The sequence below is a fragment of the Streptomyces sp. BE20 genome (assembly GCF_036322525.1).
Taxonomy (GTDB): domain Bacteria; phylum Actinomycetota; class Actinomycetes; order Streptomycetales; family Streptomycetaceae; genus Kitasatospora.
In genome coordinates this window covers 114,427-139,146 of record NZ_JAQYWW010000436.1, presented here as the reverse complement: position 1 = coordinate 139,146, position 24,720 = coordinate 114,427, and the positions used below count along the sequence as shown (strand labels likewise).

Here is a 24,720-nt window from a genome sequence, read left to right as displayed (position 1 = left end):
CGGCCCGGCCTCCCGTCCGCACGGGGCGGGAGGGGGACCGGGCCGGGTCGGGCGCGGAGGCGGGTGGGGCCTCGGCCCCCTCGGGCGGCAGCCCTCCGGGGCCGGGGCCCGGCCCCGGGTTCCACCGCCGGTACGGTCAGGCCTCGACCTCGTGGGCGTGGCCCTCCTGGAGGCCGCCGCCGCTGCCGGCCTGGCCGTCGGTGTGCTGCGGGGCGACCGGCGCGTACAGCGAGGAGAGGTCCCACGCGTAGGTGCCGACGGCGTTCGCGATCACGGCGATGTTGACGTCGAAGGCGGCGAGGTCGAGGTTCTCCAGGTCGTCGCAGGCCTTGTGGTAGCACTTGTCGAAGGCCACCCCGGCGGTGCCGCCGTAGCGTGCGGCCTGCTCGGCGGTCTTGATCACCTCGGCGCCCGTGTCGGTGCCGCCGGCCGGGATGCCCGCCTCGATGAACGGTCCGTAGTCGGAGCGGCCGGTGAAGTCGGTGCCCTCGTGCGGAACGTCCCAGTCGTCGAGGAAGTCGGTGATGTGGCGTTCGAGCTGCGCGGAGCCGGCCGGGCCGGGGCCCGAGCCGACGTGGTCGGAGTCGTCGCCGTCGTAGACGAACTGGGCGGAGTTGGGCGAGGCGATCATGTCGAAGTTCAGGTAGAGCTTGATCTTCTTCTTCTCGGCCTCGGACAGCGACTTCACGTAGGCCTCGGAGCCCTTGAGGCCGAACTCCTCGGCGGACCACCAGGCGAACTTCACCTTGTTCTTCACCGGCCGGGTGCCGAGGTTCTTCGCGACCTCCAGGATGCCGGCCGAGCCCGAGCCGTTGTCGTTGATGCCGGGCCCGGTCGCCACGGAGTCGAGGTGGGAGCCGACGACCACGGTGTTGTCCTCGTCCCCGCCGCGGGTCTCCGCGAAGACGTTCCAGGTCTTGCGCTTCTCCATGAACGTGCGGATGTCCAGGGTGACGGTCACCGGGCCGGCCGCGGCCTTGGCGGCGAGGGCCTCACCGGCGGCCTGGGAGATGCCGCCGGTCGGGATCCGGCCGGCGGCCGGGTCGCCGAGGGTGCCGTTGAGGTCGCCCGCGGTGTTGTTGTAGACGATCGCCCCGGCCGCGCCGGCGTCGGCCGCCGCGGCCGCCTTGACGGCGAAGCTGCACCCGCCGCGGCGGATCAGGGCGACCTTGCCGGTGACCGTGCCGGCCGCGTAGTCGGTGGCCTCGCAGCCGGTCGTGGCATCCACCGGAACGACCGCGAGCCCGGTGGTCAGGCCGCCCGCCGGGCCGCTCACCGAGTAGGTCATGGTCCGCACCGTCAGCTCCTCGGCCTGCGGGGAGACCACGGCGAACCGCTCGGACAGGGCCTGGAAGAAGGTGTACTCGAACTCCTGCTTCGACACCTTCAGGCCGGCCCGGCGGGCCTGCTCGTAGACGTAGCCGGCGGACTGCTCGTGGCCGCGCGCGCCGGCCACCCGGTTGCCGCCGTTGCGGTCGGCGAAGCGCTGGAACGCCTCCAGGGTCTCGAAGGCCTCGTCCGCGCTGCTGTCGTCGACCAGCCGCGCGGCCAGCTTGGCCCCCTTGCGGGCCGGGTCCGAGTCTGCGGCGGCGGTGCCGGTGCCGACCAGCAGCAGCGGGGTCACCAGCGCCGCGACGGCCAGCGCGGCGCCCGCCGTGCGGCGGGCGGTGGCGGCCCGGGGGCGGGGCGTGGCGGCCTGGCGACCGGTCCGAACGTTCAAGGCGAGTCCTTCCGACGGTCCGTGGGACTCCCGATTTGACATGTTCCTCGCCGCCTTGCCAACCCCGGCGCGCAAGCTGACCGGATGCGGACACTCCGGTGCGCGGTGATGCTGGAGGGAGTGGGGCCGTCTCATCCAGGAGTGTGACCACATGTCCATGATGGACAAGCTCAAGCAGATGCTGAAAGGCCACGAGAGCCAGGCCGAGAAGGCCGTCGACAAGGGCGGTGACATGGTCGACGACCGGACGCAGGGCAAGTACAGCGGCCACGTCGACACGGCCCAGGAGAGGGTGAAGGACCAGCTGCGCGACCAGCCGCCCCAGTAGGGCCGCCGTTCCGGCGGTCCCGTCCCGACCGGCGGACCGCTTCCCGGCAGGCCGTCTCCCCCGGTTCGAGGTGTCGTTCTCGGCCCCTCGGACCGGGGTGTCATTTTCGGACTTTACATACTCATTACTATTGATCCGGTTGCGCGTTCGCGTGTCACACGCGGTCAGGCGCCGGCGTTCCTCTGTGCTCCGGCGCGCCCGCGCCACACGCAGCCCCGCGGAGCACCCTGACGAGAGGACAGCCGCCGTGTCGATCCCCCGTGTCCGGACCACCCCGCTGCCCGGTGTCGGCGTCCAGTACGACCTCACCACCCGAGAACAACGGCACCTGTCCGTGATCGCCCACCGGGACGGTGCGCGCAGTCTGAACGTCTACCGCTCGGACGACCCTGACGCCTGCTCCCAGGCGTTCCGGCTCACCGCCGAGGAGTCCGCCGCCCTGGTCGACGCCCTGACGCCCGCTCACCACAGCCCGGGCCTGCTGCACACCACCGACCTCGGTCTGGTCGCCGAGCGGCTCCCGGTCGAGGGCGCCTCGTACTGGAACGGGCGGCTGCTCGGCGAGACCCGGATGCGTACCGAGACCGGCGCCTCGATCGTCGCCGTCCTGCGGCGCACCGGCGCCGTGCCCTCCCCCACACCCGACTTCCGGCTGGCCGGCGGCGACATCCTGATCGTCATCGGCACCCGCGAGGGCGTCGACACGGCGGCCTCGATCCTGGATCGGGAGTGATCGGATGCACACCGCCACCGTCTTCATCGAGCTCGGCTCCGTCATCCTCGTCCTCGGCCTGCTCGGGCGGATCGCCGGACGCTACGGCTTCTCCCCGATCCCGCTCTACCTGCTCGGCGGGCTGGCGTTCGGCAAGGGCGGGCTGCTGCCGCTGAGCGCCAGCGAGGAGTTCGTGGCCACCGGCGCCGAGATCGGCGTCGTCCTGCTGCTGCTGATGCTGGGCCTGGAGTACACCGCCGCCGATCTGGTGACCAACCTCAAGGCCCAGTACCCGGCCGGCGCCGTGGACTTCCTGTTCAACGCGACCCCCGGGGCGGTGGCCGCGCTGCTGCTCGGCTGGGGCCCGGTGGCGGCGGTGGTGCTGGCCGGGGTGACCTGGATATCGTCCTCGGGAGTCATCGCCAAGGTGCTCGGCGACCTCGGACGGCTCGGCAACCGGGAGACCCCGGTGATCCTCAGCATCCTGGTGCTGGAAGACCTGGCGATGGCGGTCTACCTGCCGATCCTGACCGCGCTGCTGGCCGGCGCGGGCCTGCTCGCGGGCTCCGTCACACTGGCCATCGCCCTGGCCACGGCCGGCGCGGTGCTCTTCGTCGCCCTCCGCTACGGACGCCTGATCTCGCGGTTCGTCTCGCACGACGACCCGGAGAAGCTGCTGCTGGTGGTCCTCGGGCTGACCCTGCTGGTCGCGGGCATCGCCCAGCAGCTCCAGGTGTCGGCCGCGGTCGGCGCCTTCCTGGTCGGCATCGCCCTGTCCGGCGAGGCCGCGGAGGGCGCGCACATCCTGCTCAGCCCGCTGCGGGACCTCTTCGCCGCGGTGTTCTTCGTGTTCTTCGGTCTCAGCACCGACCCGACCAGCATTCCGCCGGTCCTGCTGCCGGCCCTGCTGCTGGCCGTGGTCACCGCGCTCACCAAGGTCGCGACCGGCTACTGGGCGGCGCGGCGCGCGGGGATCGCCACGCGGGGCCGGTGGCGGGCCGGCGGGGCGCTGGTGTCACGCGGGGAGTTCTCGATCGTCATCGCCGGCCTGGCCGTCACCGCGGGCATCGAGCCCGGCCTCGGCCCGCTGGCGACCGCGTACGTGCTGATCCTGGTGGTCACCGGGCCGCTGGCCGCGCGCTACACGCAACCGGCCGTCGAACGGCTCGGCACGGTGCTGGGACGGCAGCGGTGGGTACCGACCCGCGCGCCCGGCTCGGGGCCTGCGCACCTCCCCGGGCAGGGCGGGGCACCGGCCCAGGAGGCCGGACCGACGGTTCCGGACGCCGAGCAGATCCCGCCCGGCACGCCGACGCCGGGCTCCACGGCGGCCGATTCGGGCCAGACGCTCGACGGGCTGTCGCGCTGACGCCCTGTTCGTTCCCACGTCCGTTCCCGGGGCGGGTCACCGACGGTGACCCGCCCCGGGGCGTTCCCCGTCCGGCGCGGTGTCCGTGACGCCGTCCGGTCGTCCGTCCGTCCGTGCGTCCGCACCGGCGCGCGCGCCGGGATCCGCGCCGCCGACCGGCCCGGCGCCGATGCCGCAGTGTTCACAGGGCCCGGGCCCGGGACGCTCCCGCAGGCACCCGCACTCCTCGCACACCCGGTCCAGCCAGCAGGCCGGCTCGCCGCCTTCGTCCATGCCGCCGATTCTGCCCGCCGACCCGCTCCGACCGTGAGTAGACAATGTCTACTCGATCTTGGTAGACAGTGTCTATGACCGATCAGGACTCCACCACCGGCCTGCGCGGGCGCCTGGTGACGGCCGGCGTCGAGCTGGTGACCCACGAGGGCGTGCACGCCCTCACCCTGCGCGAGATCGCCCGCCAGGCCGGCGTCTCGCACGGCGCCCCCCGCCGCCACTTCGCCACCCACGTCGAACTGCTCGCGGCCATCGCCCGGCGCGGCTTCGACGACCTGGCCGCCTCGCTCGGCCTCGCCGGGCCGGCCGCGGACCCTGTCGGAGCAGGCGGCCCCGCCGCCGCCCGGGCGGCGCTCGGCCGGCTGGCCCGCGGCTACCTCGACTTCGCGGCCGCCCAGCCCGGCATGTTCGAGCTGATGTTCCGCCACGACGTGCTGGAGGGCAGCGGCTCCGACCTGCGGCAGACCACCCTGCCGCTCTTCGAGGTCATCGCCCGCCTGGTCTCCGAGGCCCGCCCGGACACCGCGGGCCGCACCGGCGGGCCCGGGCCGTACGCCGCCACCCCGCCCGGCGTCCCGGACCCGGCCGGCGTGCCCGACCCCGTCACCGCCGCGGCGGCGTTCTGGGCCAACCTCCACGGCCTCGCCCAGCTCCGCGCCTGGGGCACCCTGCGGCTCGTCACCGGTACCGACACCCTCGAACCGCTGCTGTGCGCCGCCCTCGACGCCCACCTCGGCCCGGAGCCCCGGTGAACGCGGCCACCCGGCAGCGCCTCACCCTGGCCGGCAGCATCACCGGGGCCGCCGTCGTGGCCCTCGACGGGACGGTGCTCACCGTCGCCCAGCCCAGCCTCCGACGCGACCTCGACGCCTCCCTCTCCGACGTGCAGTGGACCAGCACCGCGTACCTCATCACCGTGGCCAGCCTGCTGGTCTTCGCCGGGCGGCTCGGCGACCGCTACGGACACCAGCGGGTCTTCGCCGTCGGCGTGCTCGGGTTCGCCGCCAGTTCCGCGGGGATCGCCCTGGCGCCCGACATCGGCTGGGTGATCGCCCTGCGGGTCGCCCAGGGAGTGGCCGGCGCACTGCTCCAGCCCGCCACCCTCGGACTGCTGCGGGCCGCCTACCCCGCCGACCGGCTCGGCACGCCGATCGCGCTGCGCACCAGCGCGATCGGCCTGGCGGCCGCCGCCGGCCCGGTCGTCGGCGGTGCGCTGACCACCCACTTCGGCTGGCGGTCCGTCTTCGTCCTCACCGTCCTGCCCGCCGTCGCGGCCGGCGCCGCCGCCCTGTTCGTCCGGCTCCCGCACGCGCCCGGCGACCGCGCCGCCGGGCTGGACCTCCCCGGCGCCGCGCTGCTGGGGGCGACGCTGTCCTGCCTGGCCTTCGCCCTGACCGGGATCCCCGACCGGGGCTGGACGGCCGGCACCTGGCTCGGCCTCGCCGCGGCCGCCGCGCTGGGAGCCGCCTTCCTCCGGCACGAGCGGCGCACCGCGCGCCCGCTGCTGCCACCGGCCGTGATCGGCTCGACCACGGTGACGGCGGCCCTCGGCGTGCTGTCGACCGCCTCGGCCGCGCTCTTCGGCACGATCTTCCTCGGCACCTACTTCCTCCAGGACGTCCTCGCCCTCGACCCGCTCGCGAGCGCGGTGCGGTCCCTGCCACTGGCGGTGGCGATGGTGGCGTCCGCGCCGGCCTCCGCCGTGCTGGCCCGCCGGTACGGTCCGCGCCGTACGGTCGTGGCGGGGATGTCGGCGATCGTGGCCGGGGCCCTGGGGGTCGCCGGGTTCGGACCGACCACCGGCGTGCTCGCGATCGGTGGGGCCTTCCTCCTGCTGGGCGCCGGGTTCGGGACGGTGATGGTCACCGCGACGGCGGCGATCGTCCGTGCCGCCTCGCCGGCCGACGCCGGGGTGGCGGGCGGGCTGCAGCAGACCGCGATGAACATCGGTCCGGCCGTCGGTGTGGCCACCGCGGCCACCCTGACCGCGGGCCATCCGCTGGTCACCGCCCTGGGCCCGGCGCTCTGGGCCCTGGCCGCCACCGCCGCCGCGGGCGCCCTGCTCGCCACCCGCCTGCCGCACGGTCGCACCGCCTGAGGCCCGCCCCGACGCCGGGCTGCCCGCGGGGGTCACCCGGCGGTGACCCCCGCGGGCAGCCCGGCGGACTCCACGGACCCCTCCGGCGGCCCGGCCGGCCGGCGGCGGACCGTCAGGACGTGGAGCAGCGCCAGCTGGACGAGCGCGCCGACCGCCGTCCCGGCCCACAGACCGGCCACCCCGATCGGGCCCGACAGCGCGATGCCGGAGGCGAGTTGCGCCGTGAGGCCGAGCAGCACGGACACCATCAGCGGACGCCCGGCGCCGACCGCCTGATGGACCCCGCCGAGGGCGACCACCAGCGCGTACGGCAGCAGGTAGAGCCCGGCCATCCGCAGGAATCCGACCGCTTCGCCGGCCACCGCCGGGTCGTCCGTGAAGAGCCGGGCCAGCGGCACCGCCGTGACCGCGCAGAGGACGGCCGCACCGCCGCCGAGCGCGCCGGCCAGCCGGGCGATCACCGTCGCCGCCTTCCTCCACCGCCTCCCCGACCCGGCCCGCCAGGCCGCCGTGCTCCGTCGGCGACTGGCGTTCCTGGACGCGCCGAGCAGCTTCTTCTACGACGCGGACGGCCGACCGGTCGCCGCCGAACAGGAGGACAACCCGTTCCGGCGCGGCATGCTGCTGGTCGCCCGGGCCTCCGGCGCGGCAGAACGGGCCTGGCTCGCGGAGACGATCACCCAACTGGAGGGCGCCGGTCCGGCGAGGTAGCCGGGCGTTGCCCGCCCGGCGACGCGTGGACGCCGGGACGACGCCCCGGGGTGTCCGCACCGTGACGCGAGGATGAACACGGGGCCCGACCGGCGCGTGCGGAAAGTCCTTCCGCACGACTCCCCGCGGCGCCCGCCCGTCGCTATGATGACGCCCTCGCAGCACGGCCGGTCCGCCCCCGGACCAGGGCACTGCCGCGCGTGAACCGCTCGCCGGGCCCCGCCCGCGCACGCTCCGCCCCGTCCGCAGGGAGACCGCCGTGCCCAGTGCCGACACCGCCGCCGGCCCCGCCGCCACGACCACGACCACGGCGGCACCCCGCCCGGCCCCGAGCCGGGACGCCATCCCCGGCTGGTTCTTCCGGCTCGACCAGGAGGCCTTCCGCCACCTGCTCGCCGCCCAGAGCACGGCCGGGCGCACCGGCGACATCCTCGAACTCGGGACCTACCTCGGCCGCAGCGCCGTCCTCCTCGGCGACCACCTGCGGCCGGGCGAGCGGCTGACGGTCTGCGACCTCTTCGACTCCGAGGCCGGCGACGCCGACAACGCCGCCGAGATGACGATGTCGTACCGGACCTCGCTCACCAGGGCCGCGTTCGAGGCGAACTACCTGGCCTTCCACCCGCGGCTGCCGGAGATCGTCCAGGCGCCGACGTCGGTGCTGGCCGACGGCCGGATCCCGGCCGACAGCTGCCGCTTCGTCCACGTCGACGCCTCCCACCTGTACGAGCACGTGGCCGGGGACATCGAGGTGGCGCGGGCGGCACTCGCCGAGGACGGCCTGGTGGTCCTGGACGACTACCGCTCGGAGCACACCCCCGGCGTCTCGGCGGCGGTCTGGCAGGCGGTGTTCACGGGCGGACTGCGGCCGGTGCTGCTCACGCCGATGAAGTTCTACGGGACGTGGGGCGACGCCGAGGCGGTCCGTCGGATCCTGCTGGCCCGGGACTGGCGGGCCGAGGGCTTCACCGTGGACGAGGACACCATCGCCGGGGTGCCGGTCGTCCGGCTGAACAACGCCGTACGGTCGGGCGCGGCGCCGCGGTCGACCCCCCGACGACTGCTGCTCGACCTCCTCCCGCCGGTGGCCACCCGGACGGTTCGACGGGCGCTCCGGGCGCTGCGCGACCGCCGCGCGGGCGGCCGGCCGCGCTGACCTCACGGGCGCGGTCGGCGCCGGCCCTCACCCGGCCGACCGTGCGGGCCCGGTTCCCCGCGCCCGGACACCCCGCCGGTCGATAGGGTCACCCGGTCGCCCCGCTCGGACGGCCGAGCGGGCCGCGCACCGAGGAGGAACCGTGGAGCAGTACCTGCCGGCGGACGAGGAACTGGCGGACGCGCTGCTGGAACTGGCAGTCCCGTTCGACGCGGTGAACGGAGTACTGGCCGCGCGGTCGCGGCTGGCCCGGGACCGCGGCCTGCGGACCGTCTTCGAGGAGATGCTGCACCTCCAGACCACGGCGGTCGGAACGCTCGGACGGCCGTCCGGACTCACCCCCGACTGGCCGGCCGACACCGACGGCGGCGGGTTGCTCTCCACCCTGCTGTTCGTCGCCCTGGCACCGCACACCCGGGCGTACCACCGCACGCTGGGAGTCGCGCCGGAGGTGACCCGGACCACCCTGGCCGATCTCGGCCGGCAGCTCGCGGTGAGCCGGTGGCGCGGACGGCCCACCGGGCTGGGCAGCCCCTCCTGGCTGACACTGCACTTCCGCGGCGAGCTGTTCCAGCTCGGCCGGCTCCAGTTCCAGCGCAGGAGCACGACCGGCAACGGCGGACCGGACGCCCGGGTCACCGAGGCCGCCCGGGCGGCGGGCCTCGGCGAGTGGATCCTCCAGCTGCACGTCCCCGACAGTTCCGGCCCGCTCTCCCCCGGGGCCTGCGACCGCTCGCTGGAGCGGGCCCGGGGGTTCTTCCCCGCCCACTTCCCCGCCGAGCCGTACCGGGCGGCCTGCATCTTCTCCTGGCTGCTGGACCCCCAGCTCGGGCACTACCTGCCCGACGACTCGAACATCGTGCGGTTCCAGCGGCGGTTCGTCCCGCTGCGCCGCCCCGGTGGCCCCCCGGAGCCCGAGGACACCAATCCGCTCCGCTACGTCTTCGGCGACGCCGGGCAGCCCCTCGCCTCGCTCCCCCGCGACACCGCCGTCCAGCGCGCACTCGTCGACCACCTGGGCGCGGGCGGCCACTGGTACGTGATCGGCGGCCGGCTCGCGCTCTGAGCGCCGTCCGCGCCCCATTCTCGGCGGATTCCTCGGATCAATATGACTGCATATCACTCTCGCGAGGGAACTTCCCTTAAAGATTTGCCCACGGAACATTAAAGAGAGCATAGTGATGTTGCCTCAGTTGGCCCTAGGAATGGCCAATTTATGGCAAAGTCCCGTGCGTCCCGCGTGCGGGTCCCGCAAGTGAGGAGATGGCGTTGCGACACGAGAACCTTCACGAGAGCGGCATCGCTGCCGCAAGTCACGGACAGCGGCTGCGCGAGCGGATCGCCACCCCGGGAACGACCCCGCTCATCGGCGTCTACGACATGTACTCCGCATCGATCGCAGCCGAACACTACGACGGAATGTTCGTCTCCGGTTTTGGATTCGCGGCGTCCTACTACGGTCTGCCCGACATCGGATTCATCGCCTGGCCGGACATGGTCGCCTTCGTGGAGCGGCTGCGCGGCGCCTTTCCGAAGCACCACCTGCTGGTCGACATCGACGACGGCTACGTCGATCCCGAGGTGGCCTGCCACGTGGTGCGGCGGCTGGAGCGGATCGGCGCGTCCGGTGTGATCCTGGAGGACCAGAAGCGGCCCCGGCGGTGCGGCCACGCCGACGGCAAGCAGGTCCTCCCGCTCGACGAGTACCTGGAGAAACTGCACCAGGTGCTCGCCACCCGCACCGACCTCGTGGTGGTCGCCCGGACGGACGCCACCGAGGAGGCCGACATCCTCCGGCGGGCGGAGGCGCTCGCCGCCACGGACGCGGACGTCGTCCTCGTCGACGGCGTGCGCAGCGAGGAGTGGATCCGACGGATCCGGGAGGTCGTGGGCGACAAGCCGCTGCTCTTCAACCAGATCGCCGGCGGCAAGTCACCGCGGCTCTCCCTCTCGGAGCTCGGCGATCTGGGGGTCGACGTCGCGATCTACAGCACCCCCTGCCTGTTCGCCGCCCATCAGGCGATGGACGAGGCACTGGCCGGCCTCAAGGGGGCGGACGGCCGGCTCCCGGCCCCGGTCGGGCAGCGGCGCGAGATCGGTGTCCGCGAGTCCACGGAACTGCTGGAGCGGAACATCGCACGGCCGCACGTCCGCGAGGAGGTGGGCGTGTGAAGGGCTTTGGACCGGGCCGACCCGCCCGGCCGCGCCGGGGGCGGCGGCACATGGCCGCCGCCGGACTGGCCGGTGCCTGGGCGGCGCTCGGCTGCGCCGTCCCGGCGGCGGCGGAGCGGAGCCTGATCACCGTGATCGACAACCCCAGGATCGACTCGATCGTCGAGGTGGACCGGACGGCCAACCTCCAGACCGGTCGGGGCTCGGCCGGCAGTGACCACGACGGCGGCGTCGTCCTGGCGACCGGTCTGCTGGGAGTGCCCGCGACGGGCCCGGAGGCGGAGGGGGAGACGTGAACGCGGCCCGTCGGCACCGGGCACCGCCACCGGAGGCGCGGGGCCGCACGGCACCCGGCGGCGCGGGCCCACCACGGCCCTGGTGGCGCGCCCTCGATCCCTACGTGGCGGCCTTGGCCGGGGCGGTGCTGCTCGCCGCACTGCTGCCCGCCACCGGACGGGCCGCGCGCGGCGCCGACCTGGCCTGCGACCTCGCGGTCGGCCTTCTCTTCTTCCTCTACGGCGCCCGGCTGTCGGCCCGCGAGACGGTCGCCGGACTCCGGCACCTGCGGTTGCACGGGCTCGTACTCGTCTGCACCTTCGTCGTGTTCCCGCTGTTCGGGGTCGCCACGGCGATCCTGACGCCCGTCCCGCTCACCGAGCAGGTGCGGGCCGGGGTGCTGTTCCTCTGCCTGGTCCCGTCGACGGTCCAGTCCTCGGTCGCGCTCACCGGCGCCGCGCGGGGCAACGTAGCCGCCGCGATCTGTGCCGGGACGTATTCGAGCCTGGCCGGTCTGGTACTGACCCCGTTGCTGGCGGCCTGGTTGCTCGGCGCCCGCGCCGCCCTGTCGGCGGACGGCCTGGTGCGGATCTGTGCCCAGTTGCTCGCGCCGTTCGTCGTCGGGCAGCTACTGCGCCCGTGGATCGGCGCCTTCCTGAGCCGCCACCGGCGGGTGCTCACCCCGGTCGACCGGGGCTCGATCCTGCTGGTCGTCTACACGGCGTTCAGCAGCGCGGTGGAACAGGGCATCTGGCACACGGTCACACCCACCGTCCTGCTCGGCCTGGCGGCGGTCCTGCTGCTCCTGCTCGCCACCACCCTCGCCTGCGCCGCGCTGGGCGTCCGGCTCCTGGGGCTGGACCGGGCCTCGGGCATCGCGGCGGTACTCTGCGGTTCGCAGAAGAGCCTGGCCGGCGGGCTGCCGATGGCCACCGTGCTGTTCGGCCCGCAGGCCGGCCTCCTGGTGCTGCCACTGATGATGTACCACCAGCTGCAGCTCGTGGTGGGCACGCTGCTCGCGGGCCGCTGGGCCCGGTCGGCGACGGACGGCCCCACGGCCCCCGCCATCGAGGAGGAGGCGGTGGGCACCGCTCGGGCCTCACCCGAACCGGCCTGAGCCGAACCGGCCTGGACCGAACGGCCTACCTGTCCCTGTGGACGCCCGCACGCCTCCGTTCCCGCACCCCGACACCCAGCGCCCCTGCGCGCCTGCCGGTGCGCCCTCCGTCCGGGCACGCCGGCAGGCGACGGGCGAGGTCCGGACCGTACGCCCGGCCCGGGCCTCAGGGCAGGTAGTAGGCGCGGTGGTGGGCGGCCACCGGGGCCGACTGGTACGTCCACACCCCCGCGGCGGGCGCCTCGCCCACCAGCCGCGCGAGGTCTCCGACGGCCTCCGCCGTCCGGTCGCCGAGCGTGAGCCGGATCCGTCCGGCGGTGCGGTCGTCGAGCGGGTGGAAACGGTACGGCTGGTGCACCAGGAGCGGCCCGGCCAGCAGCCTGCCCTCCTGGTCGGTGCCGTACCCGGTGATCGGGGTGTTCACGACCGGCTCGCCGTCGAGTCCGGCGAGGTCGGCCTCGACCGCGAGGAGTTCCTCGTCGTACCGCCGGAGGCGGCGCGGTGCGTCGGCACCGTCCTGTCCGTCCGGCCCGTTGTGTCCGTCCGCGGCGTCCGTCCGGTCCGGCTCCAGGGCCGCCCGGCGGCAGGAGAAGGACCAGCGGTCGTGGACGGCGGCCGCGTTGAGCGAGGGCAGCACCGTCACGAACCAGCCGGGGTACTTGGGTTCGGCGTAGAGCCGGGTGCCCGCGTCGATGGCGAACGGGTTGTCGCAGAGCACGTGGAGGCGGGCGATGCCGAGCAGCCCGGTCCGGTCGTAGCCACGGGCGTACTCGCCGTAGCCGACGGCCGGGAGCCGGTCGGCGGCGTTCCGGGGGTGGGCGATGACGTTGATCTCCACCTCCTCGGTGATGCCGCCGCCGGTCGGGTACTGCGCGAAGTAGAGCTGGTAGTTGAGCGAGACGCACGCCCGGCCACCGAACTCGGCGGCGGCCAGCGCGGGGTGGCGCTTCGCGAGCAGTTCGCGAACGGGCCCCGGCTCGACCAGGTAGTCCACGCCGATGTTGTGCAGGGCTCCGTAGTGGAACGGCAGGTGGTAGGGCTCCGGTACAGGTGGGAGAGGCAGACCGGTCACAGGGACTCCCGGAGGGGTGCGGCCGACGGACGGGCCGAAGGGACGACGGCGGACGGAGAAACGGCAGGAACGGCGGGAACGGCGGGAACGGCAGCGGGACCGACAGCGGAAATGACAGGAACAGCGGGCTGCGGTCCGGTCGGCGGCGGTGTGGCGAGTGGCGCACCGTCAACGGTCGGTGCCGCAGGCGGTACGGCGGTCGGCGGCGTCGAGGTCGACGGCCCGGCGGGCGACGGCGCCGAGAGCGTGGCCCGGTCCCGCAGCGCCAGCAGGTCCTGGTGGATCCGGTCGGCGCTGCGCAGCGCGAGCGCGGCCATGGTGAGCGAGGGGTTGGACGTGCCGAGGGAGGGCATGGAGCCGCACCCGACGGCGTAGAGATTGGGGTGTTCCCAGCAGCGTTGCCACTGGTCGACCACGGACGTGGCCGGCGACTCGCCCATGACGTGGGTGCCGCCGGCGTGGCCGGCGCCGCGGTAGGCGTAGCTGCGGCCCTCGTGCTCCAGCCTGCCGGGCCAGCCCGGGCCCGCCTCGTAGCGGGTGTGGTCCTCGGCACCGAGCAGCGCGAAGAGCTGGTCGGAGACCGCGCGGGCGGAGGCCATGCCGGCCCGGACGTACGGGGAGAGGTCGTAGCGGATCGCCGGGCGCGGCAGGCCCAGGCGGTCCCGGCGGTCGGGGTCGAGGGTGACCCGGTTCGCCGGGTCGGCCGGCTGCTCCAGTTCGAACTGGAGGGAGAACTGACGGCCGAGCCGGTCGCCCAGCCGATGCCGCAGCTCCTTCCCGCGCAGTCCCGCACGGAGCAGCCCCTCGACCTCGACCTGGGGCGGTCCGACGGCCCAGGACCAGCCCCAGTTGCCGATCTCGACCCGGTACGGCGCCCGGCGCGTGCGGGCCGGACCGAAGCGGAAGGACTCCAGCCCGCTGGTCGACCCGGGCCCCCGGTAGGGGCCGACGGGCTCGGGCATGAGGCCCCAGGTGAGCAGCGCCGGGTGGTCCATCAGGTTTCGGCCGACCTGGCCGCTTCGTTCGGCGAGGCCGGAGAGGAGCAGCAGCCGGGCGTTCTCGACGGCGTGGGCGGCGAGGACGACGAGGTCGGCCTCTGCGGTGTGGACGGTGCCGTCGGCGAGGTACTCGACACCGGTGGCGCGGCCGGTGCCGTCGACGAGGACCCGGCTCACCACCGCGTCGGTGCGCAGTCGGACCGTGGCCGCCCAGCGGGCCTGGGTGCGCAGCGGCGTGTACTTCGCGCCCGTCGGACAGACCGGGACGCAGCCGGCGCTGCCCCGGCAGAGCGGGCCGTGCCGGTCCCCCGGGCCGGACGTGCCACCAGGCCGGACGGTGGTCCGGCCGTTGCGGGCGTGCGGGGTGGCGGTGACGGCGAGCCGGGCGTCCTCGGTCATCGCCGGATCGCGGACGGTCCGGCCGTCGAGGGCGCGGGCGACGGTCCGGTCGAGGTGGCTCGCGGGGATGGCCCTCATCGGGAACGCGTAGTCCTCGGGGAGGGGGAGTCCGACCGCGTGGCGCTGTTGCCCGGCGTCGGCGGCGACGCCGAGTTCGTGCTCGGCCTCGCGGTAGTACGGTTCGAGGTCGTGGTAGCCGATCGGCCAGTTGCGGCCGTGTCCGAGGTCGGCGGTGCGGAAGTCCTCGGGGTGCATGCGCGGGGTGAGGCCGGTCCAGAGCAGTCCGGTGCCGCCGTTGGCGCGCAGGTAGCCGCTGGCGTAGGGCAGCGGGCCGTGCTGGACGAGGTGTCCGGTCGCGGTGAAGCCGCCGCCGGGGAGGCCGACGAGGTCGGTGACGTCGGGAGAGGGGGCGTCCTCGCTCAGGGGGTACGGGGAGGTGGGGGCGCCGCCGCCGGCCGCGCGGTACGCGGTGGTGGTCGCGATCGCGTCCGGGACGGGGCGGCCGGCCTCCAGGACGAGGACCCGGTGGCCCTGCGCGCCGAGACGGCGGGCGACCAGCGAGCCGGCGAACCCTGCGCCGACCACGATGACGTCCTGGTCCCGGTCTGTCGGTCGGCGGTTCACCGGTCACCGCCGCCCTTCGGGGCTTCGGACCAACTGCCGTGTCCGGGGGCGGTGGAGCCGGGCGGGGCGCCGTGGAAGGTCCGCCACATCAGTCCCTGGTCGTAGGCGCGGGGCGAGGAGGGCGGTTCGTCCGGCCAGGCTCCGACGTACCAGAGGCGGAGGAGGGCGTGTTCGTCGCGGGCCCGGTGTGCGAGGAGCGTGCGGTGATGCTCGTCGGCCATACCGGTCGCGCGCAGCTCGGCCTCGTCGAAGCCGGTCAGCTCGGCGGAGACCCGGAGGAAGGCGTCGAAGTCCGCGAGGTCGGCGGGGCCGCCCCCGTCGGAGAGGTGGTCGTGGTCGTCGATCGCTGGCAAACCGGAACCCCCACGGCGGGCACTGTACGTCCTGGACATGGCAGCGCACCTGGCCGGGACGGCCCGTGCTGTCACGTCGATGCTGCCGCGCGACTCCTCGACCCCGAACCGACTGTTCGAAACCGGCCACAGACGTTCGTTCTCTTGCTGTCGACGACCGCTGTCCGACCGATCTGCCGCCCTTAAGCGCAGGAATATGACCGTTTCACCGACCGCGCCGTCCCCCGGGCGGCGCAGTACAGCGCGCGGGGGCGGCGGGCTGCTGCGATCTTCGGAGCACGCGGCGGGTCAGCCGCGCACGCCTGGCGTCGAGACCTGGAGGCACGGATGTGGCAGGCACCCCCCACCCCCGCCCCCCGTCCGAGCGAGTGGCTGCCGGCCCTGGACATTCCGGCGCCGGGACCGCAGAACCGGCTCACCGTGCTGGTGCGTGTCCTGCTGCTGATCCCGCAGTTCATCGTGGTCTGGGTGCTGTCGGTGGTGGCGTTCCTGGTCGCGGTGGTCGGCTGGTTCGGCGCGCTGGTCCTGGGCCGGCTGCCGGTCTTCGCCGCCGACTACCTCTCCTCGTACGTGCCGTACGAGACCCGGGTGAACGCCTACCTGCTGCTGACGGTCGACCGCTATCCGCCGTTCGCGTTCCGGACCCCGGACTACCCCGTCCAGGTGGAGCTGCGGCCCGGTGAGCTCAACCGGCTCGCGGTGTTCTTCCGGCTGATCCTGGTGATCCCGGCGGCGATCGTCCAGGGCCTGCTCTACGCCGGGTGGTGGGTGGTCGGGTGGATCAGCTGGCTGGTGGTGCTGATCCTGGGGCGGATGCCCCAGCCGCTGTTCGAGGCGACGGCCGCGATCCTGCGCTACCGGATGCGCTACATGGCCTACCTGCTGATGCTCACCTCGGCCTACCCGAAGGGGCTGTTCGGTGACGAGCCCGACGGGCCGGTCCCGGTCCCGGTCGTACCGGCGTCGGGCGCCTCGGCACCGGGCGTCAAGGAGCCGGGCACACCGCTGTCCGCACAGGGCGCCGTCGGCCGGGCGCCGGGCGCCCGGGTCTCGGCGACCCGCCCCCTGGTGATGAGCGGCGGCGGGCGGGCGCTGCTGGTGGTCTTCCTCCTGCTCGGCCTGATCTCCGGGGTGACCAGTTCCGTCACCACGAGCTTCACCTCGGACGACGACGACGCCACGTGGTACTCCGGCCCGCCGGCGCCCGGGCCCGCGCTGTCCGGGCCGGTGGTACCCGGACCCGCGACGCCCTGATCCGACGGGGTGCCGGGCCGCCCCGCCGGCCGGGCCCGGCCGGCGGGGCCCGGCCGGCGGGGCGGCCCGACGGCCTGCGCTCCGCCGCCCGGGAGGCGGCGGAGCGCAGGCGACGGCAGAGGTGCGGAAGGGCTAGAAGGTGAGGTTCCAGGCGTCGATCGTGCCGACGTCGCCCGAGGCGCCGTCCTTCACCCGCAACTTCCAGGTACCGGCCGCGAGACTCGCGGAGGCGTTCACCGTGTACGTCTTGACGACGTTGTCGGCGCTGTCGTTGTTCGCGAAGTCCTCCAGCAGGTACACCGTGCCGTCCGGGGCGACCAGGGAGACGACCAGGTCACCGCGGTAGGTGTGCTTGACGTCCACGCCGACCTTGAGGGTGGCGGGGGCGTTGCCGGCGACCCCGGTGACGGCGATCGGGCTCTCCGCGGTCGCGTTGTCGGCGACCGCGACGTCCGTCAGGTTCTCGAAGTACTTCCCGGTCGGCGGGGTGCCGCCGCCGACCGCCTTCAGCGCGTCGACCTGGCCCTCGCCGAAGAAGGCGTTGTTGGGGGTGGTCCCGGTGCAACGGCTGTCGGAGGCCGGGCAGGCCACGTCGTTGGCCTGGGTGGCGAGCCGGGACCGGATGTCGGCCGGGGTGAACGTCGGGTTGGCACCGGCGATCAGCGCCGCCACGCCGGCGACGTGCGGGGAGGCCATCGAGGTACCGCTCTTGCTGCCGTACTTGCCGCCCGGCAGCGTGGAGTAGACGCCGGTGGCGCCGTCCCCGCCCGGCGCGGCGACGTCGATGACGCCCCTGCCGAAGTTGGAGTAGGACGCCTTGCCGGTGCCGCTGGCCATCGCGGCGACGGTCACCACGCCGGGCAGCTCGGTCGGGATGTCGATGCAGGCGTTGGTGATGGTCCGGGTGACCTTGGTCGAGTCGTTGGGGCTCTCGCTGTCGGTCGTCTTGTTGGCCAGGTCGTAGTTGGAGTTGCCCGCGGCGGCGACCTGGAGGGAGCCCTTGCCCTCGGCGTACTCCTGGGCGCGCCGGACGCCCTCGATGATGGCCGCCTGGTCCACGTTGTCCGGGCAGTTGAACTGCCACGGGTCGGTGTAGTAGCTGTTGTTGGTCACCTTGAAGCCGTGGTCACCGGCCCAGACGAAGCCGCAGACGGTGTTCTCGGCGAAGAACAGCGTGCTGGTCGGCTCGGCTATCCGGACCGAGGCGATCTTGACGCCGGGGGCCACGCCGATGACGCCCTTGCCGTTCTTCGCCGCGGCTATGGTGCCGGCGACGTGCGTGCCGTGGGTGTCGACGTCGCGCCAGGCACCCGTACGGGTGTCGGCCTTGCCGTACGCGCAGGAGGCGGAGTCGGCGGCGTCGAAGTTGGGCGCGAGGTCCTGGTGCTGGTCGTCCACGCCGGTGTCCAGCACGCCGACCTTGACCGCGGACGAGCCCGTGGAGACGGCCCAGGCCTGGTCGGCCTTGATCTGGGTCATGTCCCAGCGGTTGCTCTCGGTGAGCGTGGTCGCGGACTGGCCGGGGTTGGCGGGAAGCGCCGGGCTGTAGGCGTCGGCGGGGACGTCCGAGGTCCGGGTCGCACCGACCTGCTGGATTCCGGCCACCCCGCGCAGGGTCGCGGCGAAGGTGCCGGAGGTCGAGTGCGCGACGACGACGCCGATCGCGTCGTAACTCGCGAAGACCGTGCCGCCGTTGGCGGTGACCGCGGTCCTGGCGGCGGCGGTGTCGGCGGGGGCGCTGATGACCAGGTAGGCGCGGGTCCCGGCGGCCCAGCCCGCGGCGATCTGCGGCGCGGTCGCGGCGGCGGGGGCCGCGAGGGCGGTCGTGGTGCCCGGCGCCCCGGCCGGACCGGTGGCCGACTCGGCGGCGAACTTCGCGGAGACGGCGGGGGCGGTGGACGCGGCCGGCGCCGCGGCGGCCAGGGTGGCGGGTGCGGCCAGGATCGCGGCGGCGAGCAGGGCGAGCGCGGCGGCGGGGCGGCCTGCGCTCCGGGATATCAGGGGTGACACGTGCATCCTCCGATCGACCCGTGCGTGAGGGGATCACACGGGGTTTGAACGCAACATGCCAGAACCGTGAGCATCTGGGGAAGGCTTTACGCATGACTCGTTGTCACAAACGTGTCAACTTTTGATGTCCCACCGATTGCCCCCGTCCGGCACCCGCCCGAAAACGACCACACGCCCGCCGGACGGAGGAGGGGGGAAGCCCGGAGGAAGGGCGGAGGAGACGCCTCGGGGGCGGCGGAGGAGGCGGGCAAGGGAGCGGCGGCCGAGCTCCTCGCCCCGACGGCCCCACCCCCGCCGCGGCGTGGCGATTTGACTGATATCTTCGAAAAGGCCCCAATTCTGCGATTGGCCGGAGACACCTCCCGTCCCCCGGCACGACAGGAGCAGGAATGACCGGTGGACCAGAGCCCATCAGCGAGGTCGCCCGCGAGGCACTCCGGCAGGACCTCGCCGACCTGCACATCGAACGCGAGAAGGTCGCCGCCACCCTGCGGAGCGGGGACGAGGTGGGTGATCCGGCGGACCAGGCCGACGAGTTGCAGCGCGCCACGGAGCTCGACCGCCTGGACCGCCGGATCGCCGAGATCGACGAACGGCTCCACGGGGCAGCCGTCGCGGGCCGGCCCAGCACCGACGCCGTCGGCGTGGGCAGCACCGTCACGGTCCGGTTCGAGGACGGCACGGAGATGACCGTCCAGGTCGGCGAGGTCGCCGAGGCGCTGGACGAGACGCTGGTCACGGTCGACAGCCCGCTCGGCCACGCGCTGCTCGGCCACCGGGCCGGCGACACCGTCGACTACGAGACGCCCAGAGGGCGGACGGCCGCGGTCGTCCTGTCGATCGGCGCCGAGGACGGCGGGGTGTGACCTGCGGGGCCGAAGGGTCCCCGCACGGCGGAAGGGTGGAGAGCTTTGAGCACCGACAAGGACGAACAGGCCCCCCGGGACTCCGTGGGGCCCGACGGTCCCACGGAGTCCCGGGTCGGGCCCGTGCCGGAGGGGGAGCCGGAGTTCCGCCCCTACCACCACCCCGCCGCCGCCTGGGGCGCGGCCAAGAGCGTGAGCCGTTTCCTGGTCCGCAAGGGATCGCCGGTCGACAGCCCACGGGCCATCATGCGGATGAACCACGAGAACGGCGGATTCGACTGTCCCGGGTGTGCCTGGCCGGACGACACCAAGGGCCTGCACCTGGACATCTGCGAGAACGGGATCAAGCACGTCACCTGGGAGATGACCCGCAAGCGGGTCGGCCGCGAGTTCTTCGCCGCGCACTCGGTGACCGAACTGTCCGGGTGGAGCGACTACGACCTGGAGAACCAGGGCCGGCTGACCGAACCGATGGTCTACGACCCCGCCTCGGACCACTACGTCCCGATCGACTGGAAGGACGCGTTCGAGCTGGTCGGCCGCACCCTGCGGGAGCTGGACGACCCGGACCGGGCCGCGTTCTACACCTCCGGCCGGCTCGGCAACGAGGCGACGTTCCTCTACCAGTTGATGGCCCGCGAGCTGGGCACCAACAACCTGCCGGACTGCTCCAACATGTGCCACGAGGCCAGCGGCCGCGCGCTGCAGAGCTCGCTCGGCACCGGGAAGGGAACCGTCGACCTCCAGGACTGGGAGGCCGCCGACGCGCTGTTCATCCTGGGGGTCAACGCCGCCTCCAACGCGCCCCGTATGCTCACCGCCCTCGCCGCGGCGTACCACCGCGGGGCCCGGATCGTGCACGTCAACCCGCTGGTCGAGGCGGCGGCCACCCGCACCATCGTCCCCCACGACTTCCTCGACATGGGCTTCTACCGCACGACCCGCACCAGCACCCTGAACCTGCAGCCCCGCATCGGCGGCGACATGGCCCTGCTGCGCGGCATGGCCAAGGCCGTCCTGGAACAGTCCGCCACCGACCCCCGGGCGCTGGACCGGGAGTTCATCGACCGCCACACCGCGGGCTTCGAGGAGTACCGCGCACTGTGCGAGGCCACGGCCTGGGAGGAGATCGAGCGGCAGTCCGGGCTGGTCCGCGCCGACATCCTGGAGGCGGCGCGCGTGTACGGCGAGGCCGACCGCAGCATCGTCAGCTGGTGCCTGGGGCTCACCCAGCACGAGCACGGCGTCGACACCGTCCGGGAGGTCGTCAACCTGCTCCTGCTCCGCGGCAACGTGGGCCGCGAAGGCGCGGGTCCCTCCCCCGTCCGCGGGCACAGCAACGTCCAGGGGAACCGCACCTGCGGCATCGACCACCGCCCCACCGACGAGTTCCTGGACCGCCTCGGCGAGGTCTGCGGGATCCGGCCGCCCCGGAAGCACGGCCTGGACACCGTCGGCACCATCAAGGCGATGCACGGCGGTGGGATCTCGGTGTTCGTCGGCATGGGCGGCAACTTCGCCCTCGCCGCGCCGGACACCCCGTACACCTTCGAGGCGCTGCGGGCGTGTGACCTGACCGTCCAGGTCAGCACCAAGCTGAACCGCAGCCACCTCGTGCACGGTCGCCTGGCCCTCGTCCTGCCGTGCCTGGGCCGGACCGAGAAGGACCATCAGCGCCGCGGCGTGCAGAGCACCTCCGTCGAGGACTCGATGAGCATGGTCCACCTGTCGGTCGGCATGAAGCGGCCCGCGTCCCCGCACCTGCTCTCCGAGCCGGCCATCGTCGCGGGCATGGCCCGTGCCGCCCTGCCCGACAGCGCCACGCCCTGGGAGTGGTACGTCGAGGACTACGACCGGATCCGCGACACGATGTCCCGGGCGCTCGACGGCTTCGAGGACTTCAACCGCCGGGTGCGCCTGCCCCTCGGCTTCCGCATCCGGCAGCCCGCCCGCGAGCTGGTCTTCCTGACGCCGTCCGGGCGCGCGGAGTTCTCCGCCGCCGCCCTGCCCGACGTCGTGCCCGCGCCCGGCACCCTGGCCCTGGGCACCATGCGCTCCCACGACCAGTGGAACACCACCATCTACTCCGACAACGACCGCTACCGGGGCGTCAAGAACCTGCGCACGCTCGTCTTCATGAACCGCGCCGACATGCGCGACCGCGGAATCGCCGACCTCGGTCCCGTCGACATCACCAGCACCGCCAAGGACGGCAGCCGGCGCTCCCTCCACGGCTACCTCGCGATCCCGTACGACATCCCCCGCGGGTGCGCGGCCGGCTACATGCCCGAGATGAACGTGCTCTGCGCGCTCGGCGACTACAGCACGCAGAGCGACCAGCCGATCATGAAGCACGTGAAGGTCACCATCGACCCCGCTTCCTGAGCGGGGCCTCGCAGGGGAGTTCCGCAGGGCCGGCGCGGATAGGACGATCGGTCGGCCGGGTGATCCGCCGATCGGGTGATCGGGGCGGCCCCGGGCGGACATGATGGCGGTGACACTCCCGTGGCACCACCGGACGCGCAGCGAGGCACAGATGACCGACGCACCCAGGACACCCGGGACACCCGGGACACCCGACGTGGCCGGCCCCTTCCGGCTCCACCCCGGATCGCCCGACTCCCCCGTGATCCTCCACGTCCCGCACTCCGCCCGAACGGTACCCGCCGACGTCCGCTCCGGAATCGTGCTGGACGACCGGGAGCTCGCCCTCGAACTGGACCACATCACCGACGCGCACACGGCGGAGATCGCCCACCGGGCCGCGCAGGCCGCCGGGTCGACGCCCTGGCGCTTCGTCAACCGGCTTTCCCGGCTGGTCGTCGACCCCGAGAGGTTCCCCGACGAGCGCGAGGAGATGCTCGCGGCCGGCATGGGGGCGGTCTACACCCGGACCACCCACCGCGAGGACCTCCGCCCGGCCGGCTTCGACGGAGGGCCGCTGCTCGACCGCTACTTCCACCCGTACGCGGAGGCGATGACGGCCGCGGTCGCCGAACGCCTCGCGGCGGTCGGCCGCGCGGTGGTCGTCGACGTCCACTCGTACCCGACGAAGGCCCTGCCGTACGAGCTCCACGGCGACGGCCCCCGGCCGCCGATCTGCCTGGGCACCGACGCCCGCCACACGCCCGCCCCGCTGATCGACGCGGCGCAGCGGGCGTTCGCGGGGTTCGGCGGTACCGGCCTCGACAGCCCGTTCGCGGGAACGTACGTGCCGCTGCGGTACTACGGCGGGACGGCGGACGTCAGCGCGCTCATGGTGGAGATCCGCCGCGACCTCTACATGGACGAGCCCGGCGGGGCGGCCGGGCCGGGCCTGGACGCGCTCGCGGCAGCCCTGGCCCGACTCGTCGACCTGGTCTCCGTCTGACGCCGGGGTCAGCCCCGCAGACGGGCGGTCAGGACCTCCACCACGGCGGCGCGCTGGTCGGCGAGGTAGAAGTGGCCGCCGGGGAACACGTTCAGGTCGAAGCCGCCGGTGGTGTGGGCCGCCCAGCCGCGGACCTGGTCGAGCGTCGCGCGCGGGTCGGCGTCGCCGGTCAGTGCGGTCACCGGCAGGGAGACCGTCGCGTCCGGCGCGGCGCAGTACGTCTCGATGGCCGTGTAGTCGCCGCGCAGTGACGGCAGGATCAGTTCCCGCACCTCGGGGTCGGCCAGGACGCGCTCGTCGGTGCCGCCGAGCCTGCCGACCTCGGCGAGCAGGCCGTCGTCGTCCAGCAGGTGGACCGTCGAGTCCCGGGGCACGGAGGGCGCGCGGCTGCCGGAGACGCAGAGCCGCACCGGTCCGGCCACCCCGTCGCGCTCGAAGCGGCGCGCCACCTCGAAGGCGACGGACGCGCCCATGCTGTGCCCGAAGAGGGTGAGCGGGCGGTCCGCCCAGCCCAGCAGCGCCTGGTAGGCCCGGTCCGCGAGGACGGCCAGCGAGTCGACCGCAGGCTCCCCGAACCGGTTCTGCCGGCCCGGGTACTGGACGGCAAGCACGTCCGCGTAGGGCGAGAGGGCGGCCGACCACTCCAGGAAGTAGCCGGCCGACCCGCCCGCGTGCGGGAAGATCACGACCCGTGCGGGCGCCGCGTCGACGGGGTGGAAGCGGCGGAACCAGAGGCTCTCGGTGACGGCGGTGTGGCCGGGCATGCGGGGGCTCCCTCTCGGCGGACGGATCGGTCGGTGATCTCTCTCCCCAGTCTCCCCACCCGACCACCCCCGCCACCAGATCATCAGCCGGAGCGGCGCCGTGACGGCCGCCACTTCCGAGCGCCGCCGGATTCCCGGCAGGCCCGCGCCACCGGCCGCCGAGCCCCGCCCGTCCGCGCCGAAGCCCCACCGAGAACGGGGCGAGGACGGGGCGGGACAGCGCGGGACGAGCCGGGACGGGGCGGCCCCGTTCAGGCTCCGGGCGTCGTGCCCGACGGCCCCGGTCCGAACCGTGCCCGCACCGCCCGTGAGCGGGAGGCCCCGTCCAGCAGCAGCACCGACGCGGCCTCGGGCGTGGGCGTCGCGCCGTCGCCGCGGGCGTGCCGGGTGAGCGAGGCGACGAGGCGGTCGAGGCCGCGCCGATGGCGGGCGAAGGCTCGGCGGGGCGCCCACCGGCCGCGGGCCTGCTGCCCGGCCAGGGCGGTGGCGGCGCCGACGTCGAGCAGGACGAGGTGCAGCTCGCGTCCCTGGCGGGCGGCCGAGCGGGCGAGCCAGCGGCGCATCCACGCCCGGCTGCCGCAGTCGTGGACCAGCAGCGGTCCGCCGCGGGAGACCGACCGGCGGAGCAGCCGGACGTGCTCCAGCCGTGCCCACGGCCGGTAGACGCCGTACGGCAGGCGCGCGGGCATGACGGCGGCGCAGGCCTCGTGGACGGCCCTCGGGTCGACGGTGGCGGCCGACGGCGCCCCGGCGGACCACCGGCGCAGCAACGTGCTCTTGCCGCTCCCGGGCAGGCCGGAGACGACCACGACGGCGTCGCCCGGGTACTCGACGGCGAACGGCTCGCCGGCTTCGCCGCGCAGGTCGACCGGCCCGCGCGGTGCCATCGTCACGCCCACGCCCACACCCGCCGCCGGCGTCGGCCCCGTCCGGCTTCCGGTCCGCGGCCGGACCGCCGTCGGGCCACCCGCGCCGGTCGACCCGTCCACGGTGCTCACCGGCGCTCTCCCGGGAGGCCCCCGCCGTCGGGCCGGGGAGACGGGGGTGCCCCCGCCCTCAGCGTGGCGGCGGGTCCTCG

23 protein-coding genes are annotated in these 24,720 nt (G+C 74.2%); 15 read left to right on the top strand and 8 right to left on the bottom strand.

Annotation, left to right across the window (positions count from 1 at the left end):
* Positions 1–136 precede the first annotated feature (136 nt).
* The gene (locus tag PUR61_RS04305; protein ID WP_443035121.1) at positions 137–1,642 is read right to left on the bottom strand and encodes a M28 family peptidase; all 1,506 of its coding nucleotides are present in this window, start codon (positions 1,640–1,642) and stop codon (positions 137–139) included.
* 229 nt (positions 1,643–1,871) lie between these two features.
* Between PUR61_RS04305 and PUR61_RS04300 the strand changes: the two genes are divergently transcribed.
* The 5 genes from PUR61_RS04300 (at position 1,872) to PUR61_RS04280 (ending at position 6,500) form a co-directional block, all read left to right on the top strand.
* Complete coding sequence (locus tag PUR61_RS04300; RefSeq protein ID WP_329875774.1) at positions 1,872–2,048, top strand: antitoxin; 177 nt, start codon at positions 1,872–1,874, stop codon at positions 2,046–2,048.
* 247 nt (positions 2,049–2,295) lie between these two features.
* Positions 2,296–2,781: a cation:proton antiporter regulatory subunit gene (locus PUR61_RS04295; protein ID WP_329875772.1), complete on the top strand. Its 486-nt coding sequence runs from the start codon at positions 2,296–2,298 to the stop codon at positions 2,779–2,781.
* 4 nt (positions 2,782–2,785) lie between these two features.
* Entirely contained in the window at positions 2,786–4,129 is a 1,344-nt protein-coding gene (locus PUR61_RS04290) for a cation:proton antiporter (protein ID WP_329875770.1), read from the top strand.
* A gap of 347 nt (positions 4,130–4,476) precedes the next feature.
* Positions 4,477–5,154 carry a TetR/AcrR family transcriptional regulator gene (locus PUR61_RS04285; protein WP_329875768.1) on the top strand — a complete coding sequence of 226 codons (678 nt, stop codon included), beginning with the start codon at positions 4,477–4,479 and terminating at the stop codon, positions 5,152–5,154.
* A complete protein-coding gene (locus PUR61_RS04280) occupies positions 5,151–6,500 on the top strand; it encodes an MFS transporter (protein ID WP_329875766.1) in 1,350 nt (449 codons plus the stop codon). Before PUR61_RS04285 ends, PUR61_RS04280 begins: the two co-directional genes overlap by 4 nt.
* Positions 6,501–6,532: 32 nt before the next feature.
* Here the strand turns inward: PUR61_RS04280 and PUR61_RS04275 are convergent, their stop codons facing one another.
* Positions 6,533–6,961, bottom strand: coding sequence for an MATE family efflux transporter (locus PUR61_RS04275; RefSeq protein WP_443035118.1), 429 nt, complete (start codon positions 6,959–6,961; stop codon positions 6,533–6,535).
* Positions 6,962–7,010: 49 nt separating this feature from the next.
* Between PUR61_RS04275 and PUR61_RS04270 the strand changes: the two genes are divergently transcribed.
* From PUR61_RS04270 to PUR61_RS04245, 6 genes are all read left to right on the top strand, one after another.
* Complete coding sequence (locus PUR61_RS04270) at positions 7,011–7,211, top strand: hypothetical protein (RefSeq protein ID WP_443035117.1); 201 nt, start codon at positions 7,011–7,013, stop codon at positions 7,209–7,211.
* A 259-nt stretch (positions 7,212–7,470) separates the two neighbouring features.
* Complete coding sequence (locus PUR61_RS04265; protein ID WP_329875764.1) at positions 7,471–8,367, top strand: class I SAM-dependent methyltransferase; 897 nt, start codon at positions 7,471–7,473, stop codon at positions 8,365–8,367.
* A gap of 142 nt (positions 8,368–8,509) precedes the next feature.
* A complete protein-coding gene (locus PUR61_RS04260; RefSeq protein WP_329875762.1) occupies positions 8,510–9,433 on the top strand; it encodes an acyltransferase domain-containing protein in 924 nt (307 codons plus the stop codon).
* A gap of 197 nt (positions 9,434–9,630) precedes the next feature.
* Positions 9,631–10,539, top strand: coding sequence for an isocitrate lyase/PEP mutase family protein (locus PUR61_RS04255; protein ID WP_329875760.1), 909 nt, complete (start codon positions 9,631–9,633; stop codon positions 10,537–10,539).
* On the top strand, positions 10,536–10,835 hold the full coding sequence (locus PUR61_RS04250; RefSeq protein ID WP_329875758.1) for a hypothetical protein: 300 nt from the start codon (positions 10,536–10,538) through the stop codon (positions 10,833–10,835). The genes PUR61_RS04255 and PUR61_RS04250 overlap by 4 nt, the downstream gene beginning before the upstream one ends.
* A gap of 104 nt (positions 10,836–10,939) precedes the next feature.
* Entirely contained in the window at positions 10,940–11,932 is a 993-nt protein-coding gene (locus tag PUR61_RS04245; protein ID WP_329875756.1) for a bile acid:sodium symporter family protein, read from the top strand.
* Between the two features lie 166 nt (positions 11,933–12,098).
* Here PUR61_RS04245 and PUR61_RS04240 read toward each other — a convergent pair whose 3' ends face one another.
* The 3 genes from PUR61_RS04240 to PUR61_RS04230 are packed head-to-tail and all read right to left on the bottom strand — an operon-like array spanning position 12,099 to position 15,378.
* Positions 12,099–13,004, bottom strand: coding sequence for a hypothetical protein (locus PUR61_RS04240; protein ID WP_329875754.1), 906 nt, complete (start codon positions 13,002–13,004; stop codon positions 12,099–12,101).
* On the bottom strand, positions 13,001–15,025 hold the full coding sequence (locus PUR61_RS04235) for a GMC family oxidoreductase (protein WP_329875752.1): 2,025 nt from the start codon (positions 15,023–15,025) through the stop codon (positions 13,001–13,003). The genes PUR61_RS04240 and PUR61_RS04235 overlap by 4 nt, the downstream gene beginning before the upstream one ends.
* Positions 15,022–15,378: a hypothetical protein gene (locus PUR61_RS04230; protein ID WP_329875750.1), complete on the bottom strand. Its 357-nt coding sequence runs from the start codon at positions 15,376–15,378 to the stop codon at positions 15,022–15,024. The genes PUR61_RS04235 and PUR61_RS04230 overlap by 4 nt, the downstream gene beginning before the upstream one ends.
* Positions 15,379–15,705: 327 nt before the next feature.
* Between PUR61_RS04230 and PUR61_RS04225 the strand changes: the two genes are divergently transcribed.
* Positions 15,706–16,632 carry a DUF4389 domain-containing protein gene (locus PUR61_RS04225; protein ID WP_329875749.1) on the top strand — a complete coding sequence of 309 codons (927 nt, stop codon included), beginning with the start codon at positions 15,706–15,708 and terminating at the stop codon, positions 16,630–16,632.
* 132 nt (positions 16,633–16,764) lie between these two features.
* Here PUR61_RS04225 and PUR61_RS04220 read toward each other — a convergent pair whose 3' ends face one another.
* Positions 16,765–18,648, bottom strand: coding sequence for a S8 family peptidase (locus PUR61_RS04220; RefSeq protein WP_443035116.1), 1,884 nt, complete (start codon positions 18,646–18,648; stop codon positions 16,765–16,767).
* Positions 18,649–19,031: 383 nt separating this feature from the next.
* Here PUR61_RS04220 and PUR61_RS04215 point away from each other — a divergent pair, with 383 nt between their 5' ends.
* The 3 genes from PUR61_RS04215 (at position 19,032) to PUR61_RS04205 (ending at position 22,878) form a co-directional block, all read left to right on the top strand.
* Positions 19,032–19,508, top strand: coding sequence for a GreA/GreB family elongation factor (locus PUR61_RS04215; protein WP_329875747.1), 477 nt, complete (start codon positions 19,032–19,034; stop codon positions 19,506–19,508).
* A gap of 45 nt (positions 19,509–19,553) precedes the next feature.
* On the top strand, positions 19,554–21,893 hold the full coding sequence (locus PUR61_RS04210) for an FdhF/YdeP family oxidoreductase (protein ID WP_443035115.1): 2,340 nt from the start codon (positions 19,554–19,556) through the stop codon (positions 21,891–21,893).
* A 151-nt stretch (positions 21,894–22,044) separates the two neighbouring features.
* Positions 22,045–22,878, top strand: coding sequence for an N-formylglutamate amidohydrolase (locus PUR61_RS04205; RefSeq protein ID WP_329875745.1), 834 nt, complete (start codon positions 22,045–22,047; stop codon positions 22,876–22,878).
* An 8-nt stretch (positions 22,879–22,886) separates the two neighbouring features.
* On the opposite strand, the gene PUR61_RS04200 is transcribed toward PUR61_RS04205, so the two are convergent.
* Both PUR61_RS04200 and PUR61_RS04195 read right to left on the bottom strand, forming a co-directional pair.
* Positions 22,887–23,642, bottom strand: coding sequence for a thioesterase II family protein (locus PUR61_RS04200; RefSeq protein ID WP_329875743.1), 756 nt, complete (start codon positions 23,640–23,642; stop codon positions 22,887–22,889).
* A gap of 251 nt (positions 23,643–23,893) precedes the next feature.
* On the bottom strand, positions 23,894–24,529 hold the full coding sequence (locus tag PUR61_RS04195; protein ID WP_329875823.1) for an AAA family ATPase: 636 nt from the start codon (positions 24,527–24,529) through the stop codon (positions 23,894–23,896).
* Positions 24,530–24,720 lie beyond the last annotated feature (191 nt).